20 protein-coding genes are annotated in these 22,797 nt (G+C 55.8%); 10 read left to right on the plus strand and 10 right to left on the minus strand.

Features of this window, described 5'->3' with window-relative positions; genetic code table 11:
* Window positions 1-49: 49 nt before the first annotated feature.
* A complete protein-coding gene (xseA, locus tag ACFQW4_RS12035) occupies window positions 50-1,423 on the minus strand; it encodes an exodeoxyribonuclease VII large subunit (RefSeq protein ID WP_110866471.1) in 1,374 nt (457 codons plus the stop codon).
* A gap of 169 nt (window positions 1,424-1,592) precedes the next feature.
* On the opposite strand from xseA, the gene guaB reads away from it, so the two are divergent.
* From guaB to ACFQW4_RS12050, 3 genes are all read left to right on the plus strand, one after another.
* The gene (gene guaB / locus ACFQW4_RS12040) at window positions 1,593-3,059 is read left to right on the plus strand and encodes an IMP dehydrogenase (RefSeq protein ID WP_101763497.1); all 1,467 of its coding nucleotides are present in this window, start codon (window positions 1,593-1,595) and stop codon (window positions 3,057-3,059) included.
* Between the two features lie 72 nt (window positions 3,060-3,131).
* Complete coding sequence (gene guaA / locus ACFQW4_RS12045; RefSeq protein WP_101763498.1) at window positions 3,132-4,712, plus strand: glutamine-hydrolyzing GMP synthase; 1,581 nt, start codon at window positions 3,132-3,134, stop codon at window positions 4,710-4,712.
* Between the two features lie 169 nt (window positions 4,713-4,881).
* Entirely contained in the window at window positions 4,882-5,658 is a 777-nt protein-coding gene (locus ACFQW4_RS12050) for a DUF3750 domain-containing protein (RefSeq protein WP_008108318.1), read from the plus strand.
* A gap of 27 nt (window positions 5,659-5,685) precedes the next feature.
* On the opposite strand, the gene ACFQW4_RS12055 is transcribed toward ACFQW4_RS12050, so the two are convergent.
* Window positions 5,686-5,865 carry a DUF2158 domain-containing protein gene (locus ACFQW4_RS12055; RefSeq protein ID WP_101763499.1) on the minus strand — a complete coding sequence of 60 codons (180 nt, stop codon included), beginning with the start codon at window positions 5,863-5,865 and terminating at the stop codon, window positions 5,686-5,688.
* A gap of 487 nt (window positions 5,866-6,352) precedes the next feature.
* On the opposite strand from ACFQW4_RS12055, the gene ACFQW4_RS12060 reads away from it, so the two are divergent.
* Window positions 6,353-6,853: an AlpA family transcriptional regulator gene (locus ACFQW4_RS12060; RefSeq protein ID WP_192233019.1), complete on the plus strand. Its 501-nt coding sequence runs from the start codon at window positions 6,353-6,355 to the stop codon at window positions 6,851-6,853.
* On the opposite strand, the gene mgtE is transcribed toward ACFQW4_RS12060, so the two are convergent.
* The 5 genes from mgtE to ppk1 form a co-directional block, all read right to left on the minus strand.
* Window positions 6,850-8,283: a magnesium transporter gene (mgtE, locus tag ACFQW4_RS12065; protein ID WP_110866477.1), complete on the minus strand. Its 1,434-nt coding sequence runs from the start codon at window positions 8,281-8,283 to the stop codon at window positions 6,850-6,852. The genes ACFQW4_RS12060 and mgtE overlap by 4 nt on opposite strands.
* 121 nt (window positions 8,284-8,404) lie before the next feature.
* Window positions 8,405-8,590: a YfgG family protein gene (locus tag ACFQW4_RS12070; protein ID WP_110866478.1), complete on the minus strand. Its 186-nt coding sequence runs from the start codon at window positions 8,588-8,590 to the stop codon at window positions 8,405-8,407.
* A 154-nt stretch (window positions 8,591-8,744) separates the two neighbouring features.
* Window positions 8,745-9,350, minus strand: coding sequence for a tellurite resistance methyltransferase TehB (gene tehB, locus ACFQW4_RS12075; protein WP_137386274.1), 606 nt, complete (start codon window positions 9,348-9,350; stop codon window positions 8,745-8,747).
* A 21-nt stretch (window positions 9,351-9,371) separates the two neighbouring features.
* Window positions 9,372-10,898, minus strand: a complete 1,527-nt coding sequence (gene ppx, locus ACFQW4_RS12080; protein ID WP_101763505.1) for an exopolyphosphatase — start codon at window positions 10,896-10,898, stop codon at window positions 9,372-9,374.
* 5 nt (window positions 10,899-10,903) lie between these two features.
* Entirely contained in the window at window positions 10,904-12,964 is a 2,061-nt protein-coding gene (gene ppk1, locus ACFQW4_RS12085; protein ID WP_101763506.1) for a polyphosphate kinase 1, read from the minus strand.
* A gap of 182 nt (window positions 12,965-13,146) precedes the next feature.
* On the opposite strand from ppk1, the gene ACFQW4_RS12090 reads away from it, so the two are divergent.
* The 3 genes from ACFQW4_RS12090 to pstB are packed head-to-tail and all read left to right on the plus strand — an operon-like array spanning window position 13,147 to window position 17,614.
* Window positions 13,147-15,240, plus strand: coding sequence for an ABC transporter permease subunit (locus tag ACFQW4_RS12090; protein ID WP_377725543.1), 2,094 nt, complete (start codon window positions 13,147-13,149; stop codon window positions 15,238-15,240).
* Window positions 15,237-16,835: a phosphate ABC transporter permease PstA gene (pstA, locus tag ACFQW4_RS12095; protein ID WP_377725545.1), complete on the plus strand. Its 1,599-nt coding sequence runs from the start codon at window positions 15,237-15,239 to the stop codon at window positions 16,833-16,835. Before ACFQW4_RS12090 ends, pstA begins: the two co-directional genes overlap by 4 nt.
* A gap of 11 nt (window positions 16,836-16,846) precedes the next feature.
* Window positions 16,847-17,614 (plus strand): phosphate ABC transporter ATP-binding protein PstB, encoded by a 768-nt coding sequence (pstB, locus tag ACFQW4_RS12100; RefSeq protein WP_101763509.1) that lies wholly within the window; start codon window positions 16,847-16,849, stop codon window positions 17,612-17,614.
* Between the two features lie 109 nt (window positions 17,615-17,723).
* Here pstB and purN read toward each other — a convergent pair whose 3' ends face one another.
* Both purN and purM read right to left on the minus strand, forming a co-directional pair.
* Complete coding sequence (gene purN / locus ACFQW4_RS12105) at window positions 17,724-18,362, minus strand: phosphoribosylglycinamide formyltransferase (RefSeq protein WP_110866482.1); 639 nt, start codon at window positions 18,360-18,362, stop codon at window positions 17,724-17,726.
* Window positions 18,359-19,399: a phosphoribosylformylglycinamidine cyclo-ligase gene (gene purM / locus ACFQW4_RS12110; protein WP_008108330.1), complete on the minus strand. Its 1,041-nt coding sequence runs from the start codon at window positions 19,397-19,399 to the stop codon at window positions 18,359-18,361. The genes purN and purM overlap by 4 nt, the downstream gene beginning before the upstream one ends.
* A 229-nt stretch (window positions 19,400-19,628) precedes the next feature.
* Here purM and upp point away from each other — a divergent pair, with 229 nt between their 5' ends.
* From upp to hda, 3 genes are all read left to right on the plus strand, one after another.
* Window positions 19,629-20,255 carry a uracil phosphoribosyltransferase gene (gene upp / locus ACFQW4_RS12115; protein WP_008108331.1) on the plus strand — a complete coding sequence of 209 codons (627 nt, stop codon included), beginning with the start codon at window positions 19,629-19,631 and terminating at the stop codon, window positions 20,253-20,255.
* 118 nt (window positions 20,256-20,373) lie between these two features.
* Window positions 20,374-21,657, plus strand: coding sequence for a uracil permease (uraA, locus tag ACFQW4_RS12120; protein ID WP_377725549.1), 1,284 nt, complete (start codon window positions 20,374-20,376; stop codon window positions 21,655-21,657).
* 93 nt (window positions 21,658-21,750) lie between these two features.
* On the plus strand, window positions 21,751-22,452 hold the full coding sequence (hda, locus tag ACFQW4_RS12125; protein ID WP_036649513.1) for a DnaA inactivator Hda: 702 nt from the start codon (window positions 21,751-21,753) through the stop codon (window positions 22,450-22,452).
* On the opposite strand, the gene arsC is transcribed toward hda, so the two are convergent.
* Window positions 22,449-22,796, minus strand: coding sequence for an arsenate reductase (glutaredoxin) (arsC, locus tag ACFQW4_RS12130; protein WP_377725551.1), 348 nt, complete (start codon window positions 22,794-22,796; stop codon window positions 22,449-22,451). The genes hda and arsC overlap by 4 nt on opposite strands.
* Window position 22,797 lies beyond the last annotated feature (1 nt).

Consider the following 22,797-nt stretch of genomic DNA (forward strand, 5'->3'; position numbering starts at 1 on the left):
AAAAAAACTCCTGGCCATTGAGGTACATGCCAGAAGTATAGTTTTCCCGCTATGAACGCGCTTTGCGGCTCCGGGATTTCTGCGGTTCGAGTGCGGTAACCTGGCTTTCCACCCAACCATCGTCCAGCCGGGTGCGCAGCAAGTCGCCTTTGCTCAGCTGTTGAGTTTTCTTCACCACCTGACCTTGGGTGTCGGTGGTTACGCTGAAGCCACGCGCCAGCGTTGCCAGCGGGCTCACGCCTTCCAGCTGTGCCGCCAGCGTGCCAAAGCGCTGACGATTGTGATTGAGCTGCTTCTCCATGCCCTGCTGTAAGCGATAGTGCCATTGCTGGAGCTGCTGCTGAGCGCGCAGAATACGTCCCTGCGGCTGCTGGGCGTTAAGGCGTTGCAGCAGGCGATCCTGCTGACGATTGGCCACACGCATGCGCTGGTCCATCGCTTCACCGAGACGGCGCTGCAGCTGGAAGAGCGCGGTTTGCTGGCGTGCCAGACGCAGCTGTGGATGCTGCTGCTGCAAGCGGTGCTGAATGCGCGTGAAGCGACGCTGCTGCTGAGCCAGATAGAAATCCATCGCCATCTCCATGCGCTGCTGCTGCGACTGCAAACGGCGCAACAGTTCAAGCTGATTACGGCTCACCAATTCTGCCGCAGCAGACGGCGTTGGCGCACGTAAATCCGCTACAAAGTCAGCAATGGTGACATCGGTTTCATGCCCAACGGCGCTGACAATCGGCAGGCGGCTGGCAAAAATCGCCCGCGCCACACGCTCGTCATTGAAGCTCCACAAATCTTCCAGCGAACCGCCGCCACGACCGACAATCAGCACGTCACACTCATCGCGCTGGTTAGCCAGCTCAATGGCACGCACAATGCCAGCCGGCGCATCCACGCCTTGCACCGCGGTGGGATAGATAATCACCGGCAGTGAAGGATCGCGTCGATGCAGCACGCGCAGCACGTCGTGCAGCGCCGCGCCGGTGGCGGAGGTAATCACGCCCACCTGACGCGCCGGATCCGGCAGCGGCTGTTTGAACTGTTGATCGAATAAGCCTTCCGCGGCTAAACGCGCTTTCAGCTGCTCGAATTGCTGCTGCAGCAAGCCTTCACCGGCCGGATGCATGCTTTCGATAATCAGCTGATAATCGCCGCGCGGCTCATACAGCGTGATGCTGGCGCGCACTAACACCTGCTGGCCATGTTGAGGACGGAAGGTGACGCGACGGTTGCTGTTGCGGAACATCGCGCAGCGCACTTGTGCGCCATCATCCTTCAACGTGAAGTACCAATGACCGGAAGAGGGCTGAGTGAAATTTGAAATTTCAGCGCTGAGCCACACCAGGCCCATCTCATTTTCCAGCAGTTGGCGCACCGTGGTGTTCAGGCGGCTGACGGTAAAAATATTGGCGGTTGGCGGTAGCGACATGTGATGTAGATCAAATTTTAAATCAGAGGGTTAATCAACTGATACTACATTGCTTGCCCCGAGGATCAAGACATTTTCTGAAAAAACACTGGAGGCAATCGGTTTCGGCCTGTATAATGCCGCGGCAATATTTTATCTGTTTTAATCGCCCCCAGGTGGAGATATTGCAATGTTAAGAATCGCTAAAGAAGCCCTCACATTTGACGACGTTCTGCTCGTTCCCGCTCACTCCACTGTCTTACCGAACACCGCTGATCTCAGCACTCAACTGACGAAAAACATCCGTCTGAACATCCCCATGCTCTCCGCTGCAATGGACACCGTGACCGAAGCCGGTCTGGCAATTGCGCTGGCGCAGGAAGGTGGTTTGGGCTTTATTCACAAAAACATGTCAATTGAGCGCCAGGCGGATGAAGTTCGTAAGGTGAAAAAACACGAAAGCGGCGTCGTTACCGATCCACAAACCGTGCTGCCAACCACCGCGCTGGCGGCGGTGAAAGAGCTGACCGAACGTAACGGCTTCGCCGGCTACCCGGTCGTGAACACCGACAACGAGCTGGTGGGCATCATCACGGGCCGTGACGTGCGTTTTGTTACCGACCTGACCTTACCAGTTTCCGCGGTGATGACCCCGAAAGAGCGCCTGGTAACGGTGAAAGAGGGTGAAGCACGCGAAGTTGTGCTGCACAAAATGCATGAAAAACGTGTTGAGAAAGCGCTGGTTGTTGATGACAGCTTCCACCTGCTGGGCATGATCACCGTTAAAGACTTCCAAAAAGCCGAACGTAAACCTAACGCGTGTAAAGATGCGGAAGGCCGTCTGCGCGTAGGCGCTGCGGTTGGTGCCGGTGCGGGCAATGAAGAGCGCGTTGATGCGCTGGTTGCTGCCGGTGTTGACGTGCTGCTGATTGACTCATCACACGGTCACTCTGAAGGCGTGCTGCAGCGTATTCGTGAAACCCGTGCAAAATACCCGAACCTGGAAATCATCGGCGGCAACGTTGCCACCGGCGCAGGCGCATTGGCGCTGGCGCAGGCCGGCGTGAGCGCGGTGAAAGTGGGGATCGGTCCTGGCTCAATCTGTACCACGCGTATCGTCACTGGTGTTGGCGTGCCACAGATCACCGCGGTTTCTGATGCGGTTGCCGCGCTGGAAGGCACCGGCATTCCGGTTATCGCTGATGGCGGCATCCGCTTCTCTGGCGACATCGCTAAAGCGATTGCAGCAGGCGCAGCGGCCGTCATGGTCGGTTCTATGCTGGCTGGTACCGAAGAGTCTCCGGGCGAAATCGAGCTGTATCAGGGCCGTTCGTTTAAGTCTTATCGCGGTATGGGTTCACTGGGCGCGATGTCTAAAGGCTCTTCAGATCGTTACTTCCAGAGCGATAACGCCGCTGACAAACTGGTACCGGAAGGTATCGAAGGCCGCGTGGCCTATAAAGGCCGCCTGAAAGAGATCGTGCACCAGCAGATGGGCGGCTTACGCTCTTGCATGGGCCTGACGGGTTGCCAGACCATTGACGATCTGCGCACCAAAGCGGAGTTCGTGCGTATTAGCGGCGCGGGCATCAATGAAAGCCACGTGCATGACGTGACCATCACCAAAGAGTCACCAAACTACCGCATGGGTTCATAATCCCGTAAAATTTAGCGCCCGGCACCCGCCGGGCGCTTTTATTATTAAGTCCATCCCAATGGAAACGCCTCAATGACGACTGAAAATATTCATAAACATCGCATTTTGATCCTCGATTTTGGTTCTCAGTATACGCAGCTGGTTGCGCGCCGCGTGCGCGAGCTGGGTGTCTACTGCGAACTCTGGGCGTGGGATGTCACCGAAGAGCAAATTCGCCAGTTTAACCCGAACGGCATCATTCTCTCTGGCGGTCCGGAGAGCACCACCGAGCTGAACAGCCCGCGTGCGCCGGAATACGTGTTTAACGCGGGTGTGCCAGTGTTGGGCGTCTGCTACGGCATGCAGACCATGGCGATGCAGTTGGGCGGCAAGGTTGAAGGCTCTAACGAGCGCGAATTTGGTTATGCGCAGGTTGAAGTGCTGACTCAGAGCGCGCTGGTGCGTGACATCGAAGATGCGATTAGCGCAGCAGGTAAACCGCTGCTGGACGTTTGGATGAGCCACGGCGACAAAGTCACCGCCATCCCAGCCGGTTTCGAAACCGTTGCCAGCACCGAAACCTGTCCGTTTGCCATCATGGCTAACGAAGAGAAGAAATTCTACGGCGTGCAGTTCCACCCGGAAGTGACGCACACGCGTCAGGGCCTGCGTATGCTTGAGCGTTTCATTCGTGACATCTGCGGCTGTGAAGCGCTGTGGACGCCAGCCAAAATCATCGAAGATGCGGTTGAGCGTATTCGTCAGCAGGTTGGCGATGACAAAGTGATTCTCGGTCTGTCTGGCGGCGTGGACTCTTCTGTGACCGCGATGCTGCTGCATCGCGCCATCGGCGAGCGTCTGACCTGCGTGTTCGTGGATAACGGCCTGCTGCGTCTGAATGAAGCTGAGCAGGTGCTGGAAATGTTCGGTGACCACTTCGGTCTGAACATCGTGCACGTTGCGGCAGAAGCGCGCTTCCTTGATGCGCTGGCGGGCGAGAACGATCCCGAAGCCAAACGTAAAATCATCGGCCGCGTATTCGTAGAGGTGTTTGACGAGCAGGCGCTGCGTCTGGAAGACGTGAAGTGGCTGGCACAAGGCACCATCTATCCTGACGTGATCGAATCGGCGGCTTCTGCCACCGGTAAAGCGCACGTGATCAAATCGCACCACAACGTGGGCGGTTTGCCGAAAGAGATGAAGATGGGCCTGGTTGAGCCGCTGAAAGAGCTGTTCAAAGACGAAGTGCGTAAAATCGGTCTGGAACTCGGCCTGCCGTACGACATGCTGTATCGTCATCCGTTCCCAGGTCCAGGTTTGGGCGTGCGCGTGCTGGGCGAAGTGAAGAAAGAGTACTGCGACCTGCTGCGCCGTGCAGACGCTATCTTCATCGAAGAGCTGCATAAAGCTGACTTGTACAACAAAGTCAGCCAGGCGTTCACCGTGTTCCTGCCAGTACGTTCTGTTGGCGTGATGGGCGATGGTCGTAAATATGATTGGGTTGTTTCACTGCGTGCGGTGGAAACCATCGACTTCATGACAGCGCACTGGGCGCACCTGCCGTACGATTTCCTCGGCCGCGTCTCTAACCGCATCATCAACGAAGTTAACGGCATTTCCCGCGTGGTTTATGATATTTCAGGTAAACCACCTGCGACGATTGAGTGGGAATAAATCCTGCTTTGATTACTGCGTAAAAACGAAGCCCGCTTAATTGCGGGCTTTTTTTTCAAACCTTCTGATGGCAAATCATGCGGCTAAATGTATCGCATAGTTCGTGAATACAAACGCCCCCGTTTCGATGCAAGATAGCGAGTAATTTTTACTCATCAGGATGCCGTCGATGTTGCCTTTCAAAGCCGTACTGATCTCTTTTCTTTGCATCATCTTGCTTTCATTAGGCGCGAGCTTGGCGCAGGCAACGCGAAGCGGTGAGCTCACCTCTGAACGCGGTGGCTGGGCATCCGCAAGGCGCGATTCGGCCGGTATCGCACCGGATCCGCAGCGTTATGCGGCAGAAGCTATCGTGCAGGTTTATGCTGCGCCGACTTATGGCTGGAAGGGCGCGGTGGCGGTGCATCCGTGGATTATCTTCAAGCGCGCCGGTGAAACCCGCTATAACCGTTACGAAGTGATTAGCTGGGGCAGCGGCGATAAAGTGCGTCGTAACAGCAATCTTCCCGATGGTTATTGGTACGGTGCGAAGCCGCGTCTGCTGGTTGACCATCGCGGCAGTAGCGCAGAAGCGATGATTCCGCAGATCGAAGCGGCCATTAAATCCTATCCCTGGCCGACCACGTATCACGCCTGGCCGGGACCCAACAGCAATACTTTTATGGCGCATATCGGCCGCGAGGTTCCGGCATTGAAGCTCGACCTGCCGGCTAACGCGCTCGGCAAAGATTATCGCTCGCTGCTTAATCCGGTAGGTTTACCGCCGTCAGGTCGCGGCGTGCAGCTTTCCCTGCTGGGCGTGTTGGGTGTGACGGTTGGCGCGGAAGAGGGGCTGGAAGTGAACTTGCTGGGATTAAACATGGGGCTGGATTTCACACCATTTAGGCTGCGTCTGCCGTTTATCGGCGGCATCGGTCAGAATAATGTGCAGCGAGACAATCCCTAAAAATGGCCCCGATTTGGGGCCATTTTTTTAACAGACGCCGAAATCGCCGTCTTCGTGATACAGATTCACGCTATCGGCTCTGACTTCAATTTCACGCTTGATGTGATCGTCAACGCGAGCGCACCACAGCATATCGCCTTCCACGCGCAGCACCTGCATCTTTGGGCCACCGGTCTTAGACTGCACAAAATCATCCACGTTAAACATGCTTCTTCTCCGTCAGGTCAGTGATAACAACAGAGTCTATATGCACTTCAGGCGCTGTGCGCTTGATTTTGTGCGCTGTCTTCCAGCACAAAACTGAATCAAAGCGCGTTGAGACCGTTCTGGTTATTTTCTGCAGCATTCGCCGCTGAAATAGTACCGAAACACTTCGAGGTTGTCAGTTGACAACTTATTGCGGTGAGCATAAGGTAGCCAGCGATGTCAGAGAGGAAGCGGCATCCGCATAAAGCGGTCGAAGGAGCTTTGCGATATGCAGAAGCGAGAGGTTGGAAGATTCCAGTTGGCGGTCACCATGCGTGAGGCAAGATGTAATGCCCAGATAATTCGACAGAGTGTCGATGTGGGGATTACTGCATTACCTGCATCTGGAGTACGCCAAAAAATCCTGAAACCCATGCCAAACTGTTACGGCGCGTGGTGGACAACTGCAGTGAAAACCCTCAGCGGGTTAAGTGACGAGGAGTGAAACATGGAATTTGAGTTTACGCTGCGTTTTCAGCTCAATGATGAGAGCGACATCGATGAAGTGATCGAACGGCTCGGTTCGCAAGGCTGCACTGATGCGTTAATTGGCGCGGGTGTGGCGGGAAAATTAAGCATGACGTTCTGCCGCGAAGCCAGCACTGCACAGGACGCGGTGCGCAGCGCGTTGGAGGATGTTTTTCAGGCATTGCCAGATGCGGAACTGATTGAAGCCGCGCCAGATTTAGTCGGGCTGACGGATATCGCAGAGTTAATTGGTGTTTCGCGGCAGAACATGCGCAAGCTGATGCTCAGCCATAGCCCGCAGTTTCCGCGTCCGATTCATGATGGAAAAACAGCCATATGGCATTTAATCGATGTGCTGGAGTGGTTAAATCAGCGTGGTTCAACGCGGGTCAATCCAGCACTGAGTGAACTGGCGCGCGCAACGTTGCAACTCAATTTACAGCAGATGCTGCAACGTTACGCACACTGTTTAAAGCCTTAATGATGCAGCAAAAATATCGTCGCCAGACCAAGGAAGATAAAGAATCCGCCGGTATCGGTGATCGCGGTGATCAGCACGCTAGAGCCAACGGCGGGATCGCGTTTCATTTTGGTCATGATTAACGGAATCAGCACGCCCATCAGCGCGGCCAGCAGCAGGTTCAGCACCATCGCCAGCATCATCACGCCGCCGAGTTGCAGGTTGTCATACATCAGCCAGGTGACGCCGCCCATAATGCCGCCCCAGAAAAGGCCGTTAATCAATGCCACGCCGAGTTCACGCATGATCAGGAACGAGAAGTTACCCGGTTCAACCTGATGCAGCGCCAGCGCACGCACAATCATGGTAATGGTTTGATTGCCGGTGTTGCCGCCGATGCCGGCGACGATTGGCATCAGCGCCGCCAGCGCAACCAGCTGCGATATGGTGGCTTCAAACAGGCCAATCACGCGCGAAGCGACAAATGCGGTACACAGGTTAACCGCCAGCCAGGCCCAGCGTTTGCCCACCGCTTTGCGCACCGGCGCAAACACGTCTTCGCCCTGGCTGATACCCCCCATTTTACGGATGTTGCTTTCGTTCTCTTCGTTCACCAAATCGACCACGTCTTCAATGGTGATACGGCCAATCAGTTTGCCTTGAGCATCGGTGACCGCAGCGGAGATCAGGTTATAACGTTCAAAAGCGCTGGCGGCGTCTTCCGCTTTATCGTTGAGCTGAAACGTGGTGGGATGCGAATTCATCACTTCTGCGACCAGCATCTTCGGTTTGTTGAGCAGAATATCAGTAAGCGTTAACTCACCTACCAGTTGATTTTGTTCGTCGGTGATAAAGATCTTATCGGTGCCGTCAGGCATTTTTTTGCCTTTACGCAGATAGCGCTGCACCGTGGCTAAGGTCACGTCAGAGCGCACCGTCAGGATATTGAAATCCATGATCTGCCCGACGCGATCGCGATCCAGCTCGATCACGCTCATCAGTCGCGCGCGCAGGCTAGGTTCAAGGGTGGTGAGCAGACGTCCGGTTAAATCGCGCGGCAGGTAGCGCGCCAGATATACCTGATCGTCGATATCCAGCGGCTCGATGGCGTGCAGAATATCGCGATCAGACATTTCTTCCGTCAGGCTGGCCCAAACGGTTTCTGAAGCCTCAACCAGAACGTGACCGCGCTGTGCCGTCGGCACTAAACGCCACAGCGCCTGACGCTCTTCTTCCGGCAAGGCTTCGAGGATGTCGGCTAAATCCGCGGCGTGCAATTGCTGCAGCTCAAGCTCTAATTCATGACGCCAGTCGGTGATATCACGCAGTTCGGCGGCATTCAGATCGACGGATTTATCCAGCAGAACATCAACCAGATCGTGCTCGTTGAGCAGCAGGTTGAGAATGTGATGACGGGTTTCAGCTAATTTTTGTGAATGCGAAGCAGACATAACGCGTTCCTTGTGTCTGTAAAGTCAGCTCACAGTGTAGCGCGTTGCGGGTAACAGGACGTAAAAAGCAGCATTGTCTCAAAGGACAATGTTTAGCAGCGACAGCCGACCCGCAAATTATTTAGCGCGAATCACTGGTGCTCAGCGTGACCGGTTCAGGGATGGCTTTCTTTTGCTGATGATGCTCGATGGCACCGGGAATGATGAAAAGCAGGCGGCCAAACAAAATTAAGAAGCTGACCAGTAAAACAATGCGGGTCATGGTGCCAGTTTTGGGACGTCTTCGTGCAGAGATAGCGCTGTTCACGCGGGGTGGTTCCTGTAATTGCCCGACGGGGCGGAGGCAATATTTAGTCACACTTAGATCGCTAAAGCAATCGCTGTGTGAAAAATGAGCGAAAAAGGTTCAGCGCACTGATCGACATCAGACAATCTAACGGCCGCACAAAGCGGCCGTTAATTCAGTAACTGGCTTTCTGCGCCAGCAGCGTGGCGAAACGGGTTTTAATGCGGTTACCGTTTTCATCACGACGATGCAGTTCACCGACCTCTTCGTTGTACTTCACAATATGCCAGTTGCGGTAATAGTGGCTGAGTTCACCGGATTTAAACGCAAACGGGAAGTTTTGCGTATTGGGATAATCATCGGTATCCATCGCCGCCACAATCAGGTTGTAGCCATATTTACGCGTGCTGGCCTGCATATCGGCAATCAGCTGCGGAATGGTTGCCGGCTGCAGGAACATCATCACCACGGTCGACAGCACAAACTGATAACTGCCGTTGAAGCGCACGCTATTGAGATCGCACAGCTCTGTGTGAATGTTCTGTAGATTCTCTTCCGCAATGATGCTGTTCAGGCGCTCCAGACTGGCGGGATTGCTGTCCCAGGCCGTCACGTCAAAGCCATGCTGATTGAGAAACAGACTATTGCGGCCCTGGCCGCAGCCCAAATCCAGTGCTTTCCCTACTTCAAGATGAGGCAGGGCCGCCAGCACTTCAGAATGGGTCGGCGTGAGACCGTATTTTTCAGCGTAATAGTTATCGGGGCGTGTAGTCATAACCAGATTGCGGGCCAGCTGCCCGCATTACTCCTCTTCTTCCAGCATCAGTTTCCAGCCGGTGACATCATTCCAGTAAGCTTGCTCGCGTTCCAGATCCAGCTGCACCAGCGTATTCTGGCTCAGGAAGCCGGCAGGGAAGGTCAGCGTCCAGTGGCCGTCGTCGGTGCTGAGCTTGAGCGAATCCGGTTTGGTGGTCGCCTGGCGCTGATTATTCAGCAGCGTGCCAAGACGCAGCAGGAATACCATCGGCAGAAACTGTTTCTTTTTAAACAAGGTGAAACGCGGCATCTCATCCTGCTTCACCGCTTTGCGGTGATAACGTACCAGCGTGGCCAACAGCATCTGTTGATCCTGATTAAAGCCCGGCATGTTGGAGTTCTGCAGGATGTAAGCCGAATGGCGCTGCATGCCGCTGTGATTGATGGTTAATCCCACTTCATGCAGCAGCGCGGCCCATTTCAGCAGCGCCGACAGTTGCGGATTAGCTTGCTTGGGATTCTGCTCCTGCCACTGCAAATAGAGCTTCTCGGTGGTTTCCAGCACACGGCGCGCCTGATCGCTATCAATCGCGTAGTGATTTGCCAGACTTTGCGCGGTGCGGCTGCGAATGTCCTGATGACGGAAACGGCCTTCCATCTCATACAGCACGCCTTCACGCAGTGCGCCGTCAGAGAGACGCAGCTCGCGAATCGCTAACGCATCAAACACGCCACACAAAATTGCTAAGCCCGGTACAAATACCGCCTTACGCTCTTCCGACAAGCCCGGCAGGCTCAGCGCATTAAACGACTTATGCTTCAGCACTTCGCTGGTCAGCAATTCCAGCGTTTCTGGCGTAATCAGCTTCTCTTTTTCGCCCATCGCTAGCAGCACTTCGCAGGCCGCTTTAATGGAGCCCGACGCGCCTAGCGCATATTGCCAGCCGTGCAAACGATATTGCCACGCCATGGTTTCCAGCTTTTGCGCAGCGGAGAGGCGCGCGCGGCGGAAGTTTTCTGGCGTAATTTCGCCTTTGGGGAAGAAGAGATTGGCGAAGCTGACGCAGCCCATGCGGCGGCTCTCTACCAGCTGCGGCTCAAAGTCTTCCCCAATCACCAGTTCGGTGGAGCCGCCGCCGATATCGATCACCAGCTTGCGGCCTTTTTCCGGCTGCGTGTGCTCCACGCCCATAAAAATCAGACGCGCTTCTTCGTTGCCGGAGATCACTTCGATCGGATAGGGAATCACCTCGGCCGCGCGCTGCAGAAACTCCTCCGCATTGCTGGCGATACGCAGCGTGTGCGTGCCGACGATCGTCACGTTGGCGGAACTGAAGCCCTGCAAACGTTCGGCGAACAACGCCAGACAGCTCAGCCCGCGCTCGATCGCTTCTTCGCTCAGGCGATTATGCGCATCCAGTCCATCGGCGAGATGCACGCGCTGTTTCAGGCGTCCCAGCACTTGCAAAGCGCCATCCACCACGCGGGCAATGACCATATGGAAGCTGTTCGAGCCGAGGTCGATTGCCGCGAATTCCTGAGGTTTCGGCGTACTTTTATGTGAGATTGGCATAGGCGTTATTCGGGTTGTTCCAGTTTCTTGATGTAGTCATAAATGGCCAGTTGCGAACGCACCTTTTTACGGTTGCCGCGCGGCACATAACGATTACTCAGCTCTTTATCGACGATGCGGGCTTTCACCGTATCACTAAACAGAATGGCGATGATGTCCAATATGCGCTGCTTCACGCGGGGATCAAGAATCGCCACGGCAACTTCAATGCGGTGATCAATGTTACGCGTCATCCAGTCCGCGGAAGAGAGGAACACCTTTTTCTCACCGCCGTTCTCAAAAATATAGACGCGGTCGTGCTCGAGATAGCGGTCAACGATGCTGGTAATGCGAATATTTTCACTGATGCCCGGTAAATCGGGGATCAGCGAACACATGCCGCGCACCAGCAGATTCACTTTCACGCCTGCCGACGAAGCAGCGTAAAGTCGATCAACTAAACCATTATCCACCAGGTTGTTGATCTTCAAAGTAATGCCAGCAGGATTGCCTTGCTGCGCGTTGGCGATCTCGGCATCAATGAACTTATACAGCACGTCGCGCGAGTTCTGCGGTGACACCAGCAAATGCTCGAAAGTGACCGGACGATACGGATTCTCAATGAAGTTGAACACGCGACGCACTTCATTGGTGATGCGCGCATCGGCGGTCAGCAATGAATAGTCAGTATAAATGCGCGCGGTTTTTTCGTTGAAGTTCCCGGTACCGATATGCGCATAACGCACCACTTCTTCGCCTTCACGGCGCGAAATCAGGAACAGCTTGGCGTGAATTTTCAGACCCGGCGCGGAGAAGATCACATGCACGCCCGCTTCGGTCAGGCGTTTCGCCCAGCGGATGTTGGCCTCTTCATCGAAGCGCGCCTGCAGTTCCACCACCACCGTGACTTTCTTACCGTTATAGGCGGCGTGAATCATCGCATCCATGATGCGCGAGTTTTTCGCTACGCGGTAAATATTGATCTTAATCGCCAGCACGTTCGGGTCGAACGAGGCCTGACGCAGCAGCTCCAGCACATGCTCAAAGGTGTGATACGGATAGTAGAGCAGCACATCACGATTGCGGATGGCGTCGAAGCCGTTGCGGAAGCCGTCAAAGCCGATGTGGCGAATTTGCGGCAGCGGACGGTTCTCCAGATTGCTTTTACCAACGTTCGGGAAGCCGATGAAATCTTTGAAGTTATGGTAGCGGCCGCCGGGCACTATCGAATCGTAGTTCGAAATCGACAGCTTATGGCGCAGCATTTCCACCATCGCATCCGGCATATCGCGCTGATAAACAAAACGGACCGGCTCGGCATTGAGACGCTGCTTCAGGCTCGACGACATCAGCTCCAGCAGGCTCGATTCCATCTCTGTAACCAGATCGTATTCGGCGTCGCGCGTCATCTTCATCGAATAGGCGTTCAGCGTATCGTAATCGAAGAAGCCTTTGAAAATTTCATCGAGGCAATAGCGCAGGATGTTATCCAGCAGAATCATTGGCTTGCGCCGACGTGGCGACTCAGCCGGCAAGTTTATAAAGCGCGGCACTTTATCAGACGGGATCTCCAGCAGCGCATAACGAATATCGTCGCCGCGAATGATCTCCACCGCCAGATAGGTGTAATCGTCTTTCAGGAATTCGATCAGATCGGTGTCATGGTTAATCAGAATCGGCGTGACGTGCTGGCGTAATTGATGTTTGAAGTAGTAGCGCAGCCACTCTTGCTGATTCGGTGACAGTTGACGTTCGTTAATCAGGAAGATCTGATTACGCGCCATTTCCAGCAGCAGATCGTTGTAGAGCGCATCAAACTCCTGATCCGATTTCTGCACCCGCAGCTGAATTTTCTTTAACAGATGCCGCAAAGAGGTCGGTTTGCCTTGCTCTTCGCTGATCAGAATTCGCCGCTTGAGATCGGCAAAGCGCACTTTATAGAACTCTTCGAGGTTATTGGAGTAAATCCCGAGGAAGCGCATGCGTTCAATCAGCGGATTACTTTTATCCGAGGCTTCCTGTAACACACGTTCATTGAAGCTTAACCAGCTTAATTCTTTTTCTATATACAGCTTATCCTGACCCATTCTGACTCCGAGATGCTGATGCTGGACGGAATGTCCGGCGGAAAAGACGCAAAAATGCGTTACCGCTCAGTGTCCGTCACCATTATGGCGAGAGTATGGCAGGCTTGTCCAACGTCAAAGGTTGTCTTATCAATCAGCTACGGGCAACATAGCGACTTGTTTCCACCGGTAACCTGGCCTGCATGAGCATAAATCGTATTCCCGTCCACTTTAGCGACCGTCGTCGACGCGCCACTGATAATTTAGTGCGCCGCGTCGTCACAGCTTGCGGCGTGGGAATTTTGCTGCTGATGTTACTGCTGTTCTTCTGGTTGATCTGGGTGGTGTTGCCGCTGTTTAGCGCGCCGGGAATGCATGCCACCACCAATATTCAGCTGTGGGACAAAACCCCAATGCTGGCGATGGGCAGCGACGGCAATTTAGGCTGGCGCATCAGCCGCAACGAAGCGCGCTTTATTCCGCTTGATGGTCAACCTGCCGCACCCGCACTGGCGCTGAATGGCAAACCCGATGCGGCGATCGCAAGCTTTGATAACCGCAGCGTGCTGCTCAATATGCAGGGCGAACTGCTGTTAATGCAACCGGTTATCCGCAACGGCAGCGGCGAATGGGGCTTCCCGCTCGGCGATCGTCCGCTGCGCTTACCGCAAGGCCCGGTCAGTAACATGGCGCTGACCGCTCTCAACGACCATCAATGGTTGATCGCGGCGCAAACCGCAGCCGGCATCAGCCTGCTGACGCTGGAAAATCAGCAAAAGGTGAATCAGATCCTGTTGCCGCAGCAGCAGGCCGATCATCTGCTGCTGTCACCGGATGGCTCTTTGCTCTACGCCAGCAGCGGGCGCTTACTGCGCGTGTGGCAAATCACATCTGATGGCGCACAGTTACGTGAAACGCAAACCCTCAATCTACCGCCGCAAAGCCTGCATATGCTGGCCGGTGGACGCACCTTGCTGATTCAGGATGCGCAAGGCGTACAGCAATGGTTCGCTATCGCCAGTGATCATGGGCCGCGCTTACAACAGATTCACACCTTCAACGGTAGCCAGCAGGTGCGCGGCATTACGCCGGAGCCGCAGCGCCGCGTGTTTGCCACTTACGATGCGCAGGGCAAGGTTCAGCTGTTCGCCAGCAAGCAGCAGGGCGCGATTTTAACGCGTCAGCTGGCACCGGGCATTCAGGCACTGGCCTTCGCGCCGCACGGTGATGCCTTGATCATTGAACGCGCCGGGGAGTGGCAACAGTTTGCGCTAGATAACCCGTGGCCGGACTTCACCTGGCGCAATCTGTGGCAAAAAATCTGGTACGAAAACTATCCGCAGGCCGATTGGGTATGGCAATCCACCGCGGCGGGTGACAGCTATCAAGCCAAGTTCAGCCTGATGCCGCTGGTACTGGGCACGCTGAAAGCCGCCAGTCTGGCGCTGCTGTTTGCCACGCCGCTGGCGCTGGCCGCCGCGATGTATACCGCCTGGTTTATGTCGCCGGGTTTACGTCGCTGGGTGAAACCGGCGATCGAAATGATGGGCGCACTGCCCAGCGTGGTAATTGGTTTAATCGCTGGCGTGTGGCTGGCGCCGCACATCAGCACCGCGCTGGTTGGCGTGCTGCTGCTGCCGCCGGTGTTGGCCGTGACCTTATTATTGTGCGGCGTGCTGAGTCCGCGTTTGCCGGCCAGCTGGCGACGTCCCGGTTTTGAAGTGATTCTGCTGCTGCCGCTACTGTTAGTGGTGACCTTGCTGACGCTGTGGCTGCCAACGCTGTTCTGGCCGGAGATTGGCGAGCGTTTAACCCATTACGAACAGCGCAACTTATTAGTTGCTGCACTGGCGATGGGTTTTGCATTGGTGCCGCTGATTTTCACCTTATCGGAAGATGCGCTGTTCAGCGTGCCGGGCGCGCTGGGGCAGGGCTCGCTGGCGCTGGGCGCCACGCCGTGGCAAACCCTGACGCGTGTGGTGCTGCCGGGTGCCTCGGCGGGCATCTTCGCCGCCTTGATGATTGGCTTTGGCCGCGCCGTCGGCGAGACGATGATTGTGCTGATGGCCACCGGCAACACGCCGGTTAGCGAAGGCGGCTTATTTGCTGGCCTGCGTGCACTCTCCGCCAACATTGCCATTGAGATGCCCGAAGCCGCAGCGGGCAGCGCGCATTATCGCATTCTGTTCCTCAGTGCGTTGTTGCTGTTGATCTTCACCTTGGTGATCAACACCATCGCCGAGTTGATTCGTCAGCGCTTGCGCCAACGCTATAGCCAGCATGAGGGCCACGGATGACGGCGATGAAACAAAACGATCGCTGGCGCTGGCTCACCGCCGGCGCCGTCGCGGTTTGCCTGCTGGCGTTTACCTTGCTGATTGGTTTGCTCGGCTGGCAGGGCGTGCGTGCCTTCTGGCCGCAGCCGGTCGATCAATATCAGTTCCAGCCGCCGCAAGGCAGCCCGGTGATGGTGCTGGGTGAAACCTTGCAAAAGCAGCAGCAGGGCGAACAGTGGCGCTATGTGGTGAAAACCGGCAACCGTGACTTTGCCGCGCCGGATTTCCGCGTGCTCTACAGTCAGGGCGAGGCGAAAACCCGTCGTCCTGCTGATGTGTTGGTGCTGCAGCGCCGCAACGGCGGTAACGCCTATGGCTGGCTGGTGGAGCTGCGCCAGGATAACGAAGTCATGACCGCTCAAAGCCGCGATGCCTTGCTGCATCAGCGTTTGCAGCAGGTACATGAGCAGTTGCGCCAGGCGAGTAAAATCCGCCGCATTGAGATGGCGCGCCTTAATGCACAGCTGGAAAGCCTGCAGCAGCAGGCCGATGAGCAGCAGCGTAACGGCCGCTTCAGCCTGGAAGTGCAGTCTGAGTTTGATGCCAATCGCACGGCGTTACAGCGCCGCTTTAACGCGCTGGCGCAGCAGTTAACTCATCTGCAGCACGAAAGTCAGCGCGATAAGCTGGTGCTGCGCGATGTGAACGGCGTGGATCACACCATCCCATTGGCGCAGGTGGTGGATGCGTGGTATCCGAATGCCATGACCTTAACCAACAAAACGCTGCACTTCTTCGGTCAGATTTGGCAATTCGTCAGCGATTCACCGACTTCCGGTGGCGGCGAGAGCGGGGCGTTTCCGGCGATTTTTGGCACCGTGCTGATGGTGCTGTTGATGTCGATCATCGTCATGCCGCTCGGCGTCATCGCGGCGGTATGGCTACACGAATACGCCGGACGCAATGCGTTGACGCGGCTGGTGCGCATCGCGGTGGTGAATCTTGCGGGCGTGCCGTCAATTGTCTACGGCGTGTTTGGCCTCGGTTTCTTTGTCTGGCTGATTGGCGGCACCCTCGACCAGCTGTTTTTCTCCAGCGCCTTACCCAATCCGACTTTTGGTACGCCGGGCTTGCTGTGGGCCGCGCTGACGCTGGCGCTGCTGACGCTGCCGGTGGTGATCGTTGCCACCGAAGAGGGATTGTCGCGCATTCCGGATAATCTGCGTCAGGGATCGCTGGCGCTGGGCGCAACGCAGGCGGAAACGCTGTGGCGCGTGGTGCTGCCGCTGGCGGTACCGGCCATGCTCACCGGCTTGATTCTGGCGGTGGCGCGTGCGGCCGGAGAAACCGCGCCGCTGATGCTGGTGGGCGTGGTGAAGATGGTGCCGGAGCTGCCGGTTGATGCGGTGTTCCCTTATCTGCACCTCGATCGCAAATTCATGCACCTCGGTTTTCAGATCTACGATTTGGCGTTCCAGAGCCCTAACATCGATGCTGATCGACCGCTGGTTTACGCCACCGCTTTGCTGCTGGTGGTGATCATCCTGTCGCTCAATCTGCTGGCGATGGCGTTGCGCCATCGGCTGCGTGAGCGTTACCGGATTATGACGCACTAAAAAGGTTTCTGATGACGCCCGATTACGACATTGCCCTTAGCGTTAATCAGCTGTCGCTGTGGTATGGCGAACGCCAGGCGCTGAATAACATTGATCTGCAGATTCCGAAGAACCGTATCACGGCGTTGATTGGTCCTTCCGGCTGTGGCAAATCGACGCTGCTGCGCTGTTTCAATCGCATGAATGATGTGATCGATCGCTGTCGCATTGAAGGTGAGATTCTGCTCGGTGATTACGCGGTGATGCAGGCGAATCAGGATCTTCCCGCGCTGCGTCGCCGCATTGGCATGGTGTTCCAGCGGCCGAATCCGTTTCCTAAATCGATCTATGAAAACGTGGTTTACGGCCTGCGCTTGCAGGGCGTGCGCGATCGTCGCGTGCTGAATGAAGCCTGTGAGCGTGCGCTGCGCGCGGCGGCGTTGTGGGGCGAAGTGAAAGATCAGCTGGGGCAGAACGCGTTAACGCTCTCTAACGGCCAGCAGCAGCGTTTGGTGATTGCGCGCGCCATTGCCATCGAGCCGGAAGTGTTACTGCTGGATGAGCCCACTTCGGCACTTGATCCGATCTCAACGCTGGTGATCGAGGAGTTGATGACCACGCTGAAGCAGCATTTCACGCTGGTGCTGGTGACGCACAATATGCAGCAGGCGGCACGCGTGTCGGATTACACCGCGTTTATGCACAACGGTCAGTTGGTAGAGTTTGACGAAACCGACAGAATCTTCACCTCACCGAAAGCGCGGCGCACCGAAGATTATATTACGGGAAGATTTGGTTAAAAAAGTCTGCGATTTGTAGCGGCGCAATTTATTGCGCAATGCCCGGATGGGCACGATGTTGCCATCGAAATGCGCGATAAATCGCGCCGCTTCGGAATATGCATAACATTCAATCGTGAGCATAGCCTTGCGTCGGTAATAACTGACCATCCAGCCATGCTTTACCTTCACGCATCTGCAAACGCCCATCAACAAACCAGCTGATCACCAGCGGATAGATCGCGTGTTCCTGATGCTGCACGCGCGCGCTGATCTCGTCTTCGCTGTCGCCAGCAAACACCGGCACGCGCGCTTGCAAAATAATGGGTCCGCCATCCAGTTCGTCAGTGACAAAATGCACTGAGGTGCCATGCTCCTCGTCGCCGTTTTCCAGCGCCTGACGATGTGTGTGTAAGCCCGGATATTTCGGCAACAGCGACGGATGAATATTCACCAGACGATCGTGATAGTGCGCGACAAAAGCGCTGCTGAGGATGCGCATATAACCGGCCAGCACCACCAGATCTGGCGCGTAAGCATCAATCTCCTGCATCAGCTGGCGATCAAAGGCTTCGCGGTCGGCAAAATCACTGGCGGCTAACGCATGTGACGGGACATTGGCTTCCCGCGCGCGCGTTAAACCAAACGCGCTGGCTTTATTACTGAAAACGGCAGCGACGCTGCCGTTTATACGCCCGCTTGCGCAGGCGTCGAGGATGGACTGAAGATTGCTTCCGTTGCCGGAGATCAGTACAACCAGTTTTTTCATGGATTGATAACCACACGCTCTTCGGAATCAGACGCTTTAATCACACCGATTTTCCACGCTTTTTCGCCCGCGTCGGTCATCAGCTGTACCGCTTTATCGGCTTCTGCCGGGCTCAGCGCAATCACCATGCCCACGCCGCAGTTAAAGGTGCGGTACATTTCGTGACGGCTAACGTTGCCTGCCTGCTGCAACCAGCTGAACACTGACGGCCACTGCCAGCTGCTCTCTTCCAGCACCGCCTGGGTGTTATCTGGCAACACGCGCGGGATGTTTTCCCAGAAGCCGCCGCCGGTCAGATGCGAAATCGCATGCACATCAACCTGTTCGATCAGGCTAAGGATGTTTTTCACATAGATGCGGGTTGGCGCCAGCAGGTGATCGGCCAGTGATTTGCCATCCAGCTGTTTGGTGGCCGGATCGGTCTGGCTGACTTCAAGAATCTTGCGCACCAGTGAATAACCGTTCGAGTGTGGGCCGCTGGAACCCAGCGCGATCAGCACGTCGCCGTCCTGCACTTTCGAACCGTCAATGATCTCTGATTTTTCCACCACGCCAACGCAGAAACCCGCCACGTCGTAATCTTCGCCGTGGTACATGCCTGGCATTTCAGCGGTTTCACCGCCGACCAGCGCACAACCCGACTGCAAGCAACCTTCGGCGATGCCGGTGATCACCGATGACGCGGTATCCACATCCAGCTTGCCGGTCGCGTAATAATCGAGGAAGAACAGCGGCTCAGCACCCTGAACAATCAGGTCGTTCACACACATCGCGACCAGATCAATGCCGATGCTGTCGTGGCGTTTGAGATCCATCGCCAGACGCAGCTTGGTGCCGACGCCATCGGTTCCGGAGACCAGCACCGGCTCGCGGTACTTCTGCGGCAGCGCACAGAGCGCGCCGAATCCGCCCAATCCACCCATGACTTCCGGGCGGCGGGTTTTTTTCACTACGCCTTTAATACGGTCAACCAGATCGTTACCAGCATCGATATCAACACCGGCGTCTTTGTAGCTGAGAGAGGTTTTGTCGGTCACTGCGGAATCCCCACGCGAGTTGCGGTTGGTGGCAAAAATTAAGCGCGGCAATTCTAACAGCGCAGGCAAACGTTTGCGAGTCCCATCTCATGCTGCCTTTGCATCGCCTCAGATTTTCGCCAATCCTTAGATGACGCAGGCTATTGACCGATGACAAGTGGCGCAGCAGCGAAAAGGCGGTATAATCCGGCGATTTTTTTTAGCTCAACTCAATTCCGGGAGAACAATCATGAAGATCGTGGAAGTCAAACACCCGCTGGTCAAACATAAACTGGGCCTGATGCGTGAGCATGATATCAGCACCAAGCGTTTCCGCGAGTTGGCCTCGGAAGTGGGCAGCTTGCTGACCTATGAAGCCACCGCCGATCTGGAAACCGAGCGCGTCACCATCGAAGGCTGGAATGGTCCGGTTGAAATCGATCAGATCAAAGGTAAAAAAATCACCGTGGTTCCGATTCTGCGTGCGGGTCTTGGCATGATGGAAGGCGTGCTTGAGCACGTTCCCAGCGCGCGCATCAGCGTGGTTGGCGTGTATCGTGATGAAGAGACGCTGGAGCCGGTTCCTTATTTCCAGAAGCTGGTTTCGAACATCGAAGAGCGCCTGGCGCTGGTGGTCGACCCGATGCTGGCAACCGGCGGTTCGATGATCGCCACCATCGATCTGCTGAAAAAAGCCGGTTGTACCAGCATTAAAGTGCTGGTGCTGGTGGCCGCACCTGAAGGTATTGCCGCGCTGGAGAAAGCGCATCCGGATGTGGAGCTCTACACCGCATCTATCGATCAGGGATTGAACGAGAAGGGCTACATCATTCCTGGACTCGGCGATGCCGGGGACAAGATTTTCGGAACCAAATAAAAGAAACCAGCCGGCCAGAGAGTCGGCTTTTTTTTGGCAGAAACACAACATTGTCATCCTCGAGTTATTCGAGCCAACGCAGCCATGGCTCGAAGAACGAAGAGGATAGGGGATAATAATGACTCGTCGTGCAATCGGCGTTAGCGAACGCCCACCGCTGTTACAAACCATTCCACTCAGCCTACAGCACCTGTTCGCCATGTTCGGCGCAACCGTGCTGGTGCCGATTCTGTTCCACATCAACCCGGCCACGGTGTTGCTGTTTAACGGCGTCGGAACGCTGCTCTATCTGTTTATCTGTAAAGGCAAAATCCCCGCTTATCTCGGATCGAGCTTTGCCTTTATTTCGCCGGTGCTGCTGCTGTTGCCGCTGGGTTATGAAGTGGCGCTGGGCGGTTTTATTCTCTGCGGTTTGCTGTTCTGTATGGTGGCGCTGATCGTCAAGAAAGCCGGTACCGGCTGGCTTGATGTGATGTTCCCACCGGCAGCGATGGGCGCGATTGTCGCGGTTATCGGTCTGGAACTGGCGGGCGTGGCGGCGAATATGGCCGGCCTGCTGCCTGCTGACGGCACATCACCAGACAGCAAAACCGTGATCATCTCGATGGTGACGCTGGCGGTCACCGTGTTTGGTTCGGTGCTGTTCCGTGGTTTCCTCGCCATCATCCCGATTTTAGTCGGCGTGTTGGTCGGCTATGCGCTCTCTTACGCGATGGGCATTGTGGACTGGACCGCGGTGGAAAATGCGCCGTGGTTTGCGCTGCCAACCTTCTACACGCCGCGTTTTGAATGGGTGGCGATGCTGACCATTCTGCCAGCCGCACTGGTGGTGATTGCCGAGCACGTGGGTCACTTGGTGGTCACCGCGAATATCGTGAAGAAAGATCTGATCCGCGATCCGGGTCTGCACCGCTCGATGTTCGCTAACGGTTTATCCACCATGATCTCCGGTTTCTTCGGCTCCACGCCGAACACCACTTACGGCGAGAACATCGGTGTAATGGCGATTACCCGCGTGTACAGCACCTGGGTAATTGGCGGCGCGGCGATCTTTGCCATTCTGCTTTCGTGCGTCGGCAAGCTGGCGGCGGCGATTCAGGCGGTTCCTGTGCCGGTGATGGGCGGCGTATCGCTGCTGCTGTACGGCGTAATTGGCGCGTCCGGTATTCGTGTGCTGATCGAGTCTAAAGTGGATTACAACAAAGCGCAGAACCTGATACTGACCTCGGTGATCCTGATCATCGGCGTGAGCGGTGCCAAAGTGCATATCGGCGCGGCCGAGCTGAAAGGCATGGCGTTGGCGACTATTGTTGGCGTGGGTCTGGCGCTGATCTTCCGTTTAATCAGCGTGTTGCGCCCGGAAGAGGTGGTGCTGGACGCTGAAGAGAAGCGCGAAAGTTAAGGCTGCAAGCCGGGCAGGGAAGCCCGGTTCATCTCCGGCAAAGATCGTGATAAACTTGCGCGGTTTTCTGCCCGCTCATCCGTTGAGGTACTTCTGAACACGCCGGCACAGCTCTCATTGCCACTCTATTTACCCGATGATGAAACCTTCGCCAGTTTCTGGCCGGGGGAAAACACGTCTCTGCTGGCGGCGCTGCAAGGCGCACTCTCTCAGCAACACGGTAGCTATCTCTATTTCTGGTCGCGCGAAGGCGGTGGCCGTAGTCATCTGCTGCATGCCGCCTGTGCGGAACTCTCAGCGCGCGGCGAAGCGGTGGGCTATGTGCCGCTGGATAAGCGCACCTGGTTTGTGCCGGAAGTCCTGGAAGGCATGGAGAATCTGGCGCTGGTGTGCATCGATAATATCGAGTGCATCGCGGGCGATCCGGAGTGGGAAATGGCGATCTTTGATCTCTACAATCGTATTCTGGAAATCGGTAAAACGCGTTTGCTGATAACCGGCGATCGACCGCCGCGCCAGCTCAATCTTGGCTTACCGGATCTGGCTTCACGTCTCGACTGGGGACAGATTTACCGTTTGCAGCCGCTTTCTGATGACGACAAATTACAGGCGATGCAGCTGCGTGCCGGATTGCGTGGTTTTGAGTTGCCGGAAGATGTCGGGCGCTTCCTGTTGAAACGCCTCGACCGTGAGATGCGCACGCTGTTTGATACGCTGGATCGTCTCGATCGCGCCTCCATCAGCGCCCAGCGCAAACTCACCATTCCTTTTGTTAAAGAAGCGCTGGAGCTTTAGATAATCTCCAGCACCGCTTCGGGTGGACGACCAATACGCGCCTGTTCGCCCTTGATCACAATCGGGCGTTCGATCAGTTTCGGATGATCCACCATCGCCTGCAGCAGCTGAGCCTCGCTTAACGCGCTATCCGCTAAAGCCAACTCTTGATACAAGTCCTCTTTACGCCGCATCAGTTCGCGCGCGCTGTGCATGCCGAGCTGTTTCAACAGACGTTTTAGCGTGGGGACATCGGGCGGCGTCTCAAGATAAAGCACCACATTGGGCTTGATATCTCGCTCCTGCAACAGCGCCAGCGTTTCGCGGCTCTTGCTGCAGCGCGGGTTGTGATAAATGCTGACCATC

This window comes from Pantoea sp. GCM10028869 (assembly GCF_042666835.1).
Taxonomy (GTDB): Bacteria; Pseudomonadota; Gammaproteobacteria; order Enterobacterales; family Enterobacteriaceae; genus Pantoea; species Pantoea leporis.

Coding starts and splice junctions, on each gene's coding strand:
- xseA (WP_110866471.1), bottom strand. CDS start 1,423: ATGTCGCTACCGCCAACCGCCAATATTTTTACCGTCAGCCGCCTGAAC.
- guaB (WP_101763497.1), top strand. CDS start 1,593: ATGTTAAGAATCGCTAAAGAAGCCCTCACATTTGACGACGTTCTGCTC.
- guaA (WP_101763498.1), top strand. CDS start 3,132: ATGACGACTGAAAATATTCATAAACATCGCATTTTGATCCTCGATTTT.
- ACFQW4_RS12050 (WP_008108318.1), top strand. CDS start 4,882: ATGTTGCCTTTCAAAGCCGTACTGATCTCTTTTCTTTGCATCATCTTG.
- ACFQW4_RS12055 (WP_101763499.1), bottom strand. CDS start 5,865: ATGTTTAACGTGGATGATTTTGTGCAGTCTAAGACCGGTGGCCCAAAG.
- ACFQW4_RS12060 (WP_192233019.1), top strand. CDS start 6,353: ATGGAATTTGAGTTTACGCTGCGTTTTCAGCTCAATGATGAGAGCGAC.
- mgtE (WP_110866477.1), bottom strand. CDS start 8,283: ATGTCTGCTTCGCATTCACAAAAATTAGCTGAAACCCGTCATCACATT.
- ppx (WP_101763505.1), bottom strand. CDS start 10,898: ATGCCAATCTCACATAAAAGTACGCCGAAACCTCAGGAATTCGCGGCA.
- ppk1 (WP_101763506.1), bottom strand. CDS start 12,964: ATGGGTCAGGATAAGCTGTATATAGAAAAAGAATTAAGCTGGTTAAGC.
- ACFQW4_RS12090 (WP_377725543.1), top strand. CDS start 13,147: ATGAGCATAAATCGTATTCCCGTCCACTTTAGCGACCGTCGTCGACGC.
- pstA (WP_377725545.1), top strand. CDS start 15,237: ATGACGGCGATGAAACAAAACGATCGCTGGCGCTGGCTCACCGCCGGC.
- pstB (WP_101763509.1), top strand. CDS start 16,847: ATGACGCCCGATTACGACATTGCCCTTAGCGTTAATCAGCTGTCGCTG.
- purN (WP_110866482.1), bottom strand. CDS start 18,362: ATGAAAAAACTGGTTGTACTGATCTCCGGCAACGGAAGCAATCTTCAG.
- upp (WP_008108331.1), top strand. CDS start 19,629: ATGAAGATCGTGGAAGTCAAACACCCGCTGGTCAAACATAAACTGGGC.
- uraA (WP_377725549.1), top strand. CDS start 20,374: ATGACTCGTCGTGCAATCGGCGTTAGCGAACGCCCACCGCTGTTACAA.
- arsC (WP_377725551.1), bottom strand. CDS start 22,796: ATGGTCAGCATTTATCACAACCCGCGCTGCAGCAAGAGCCGCGAAACG.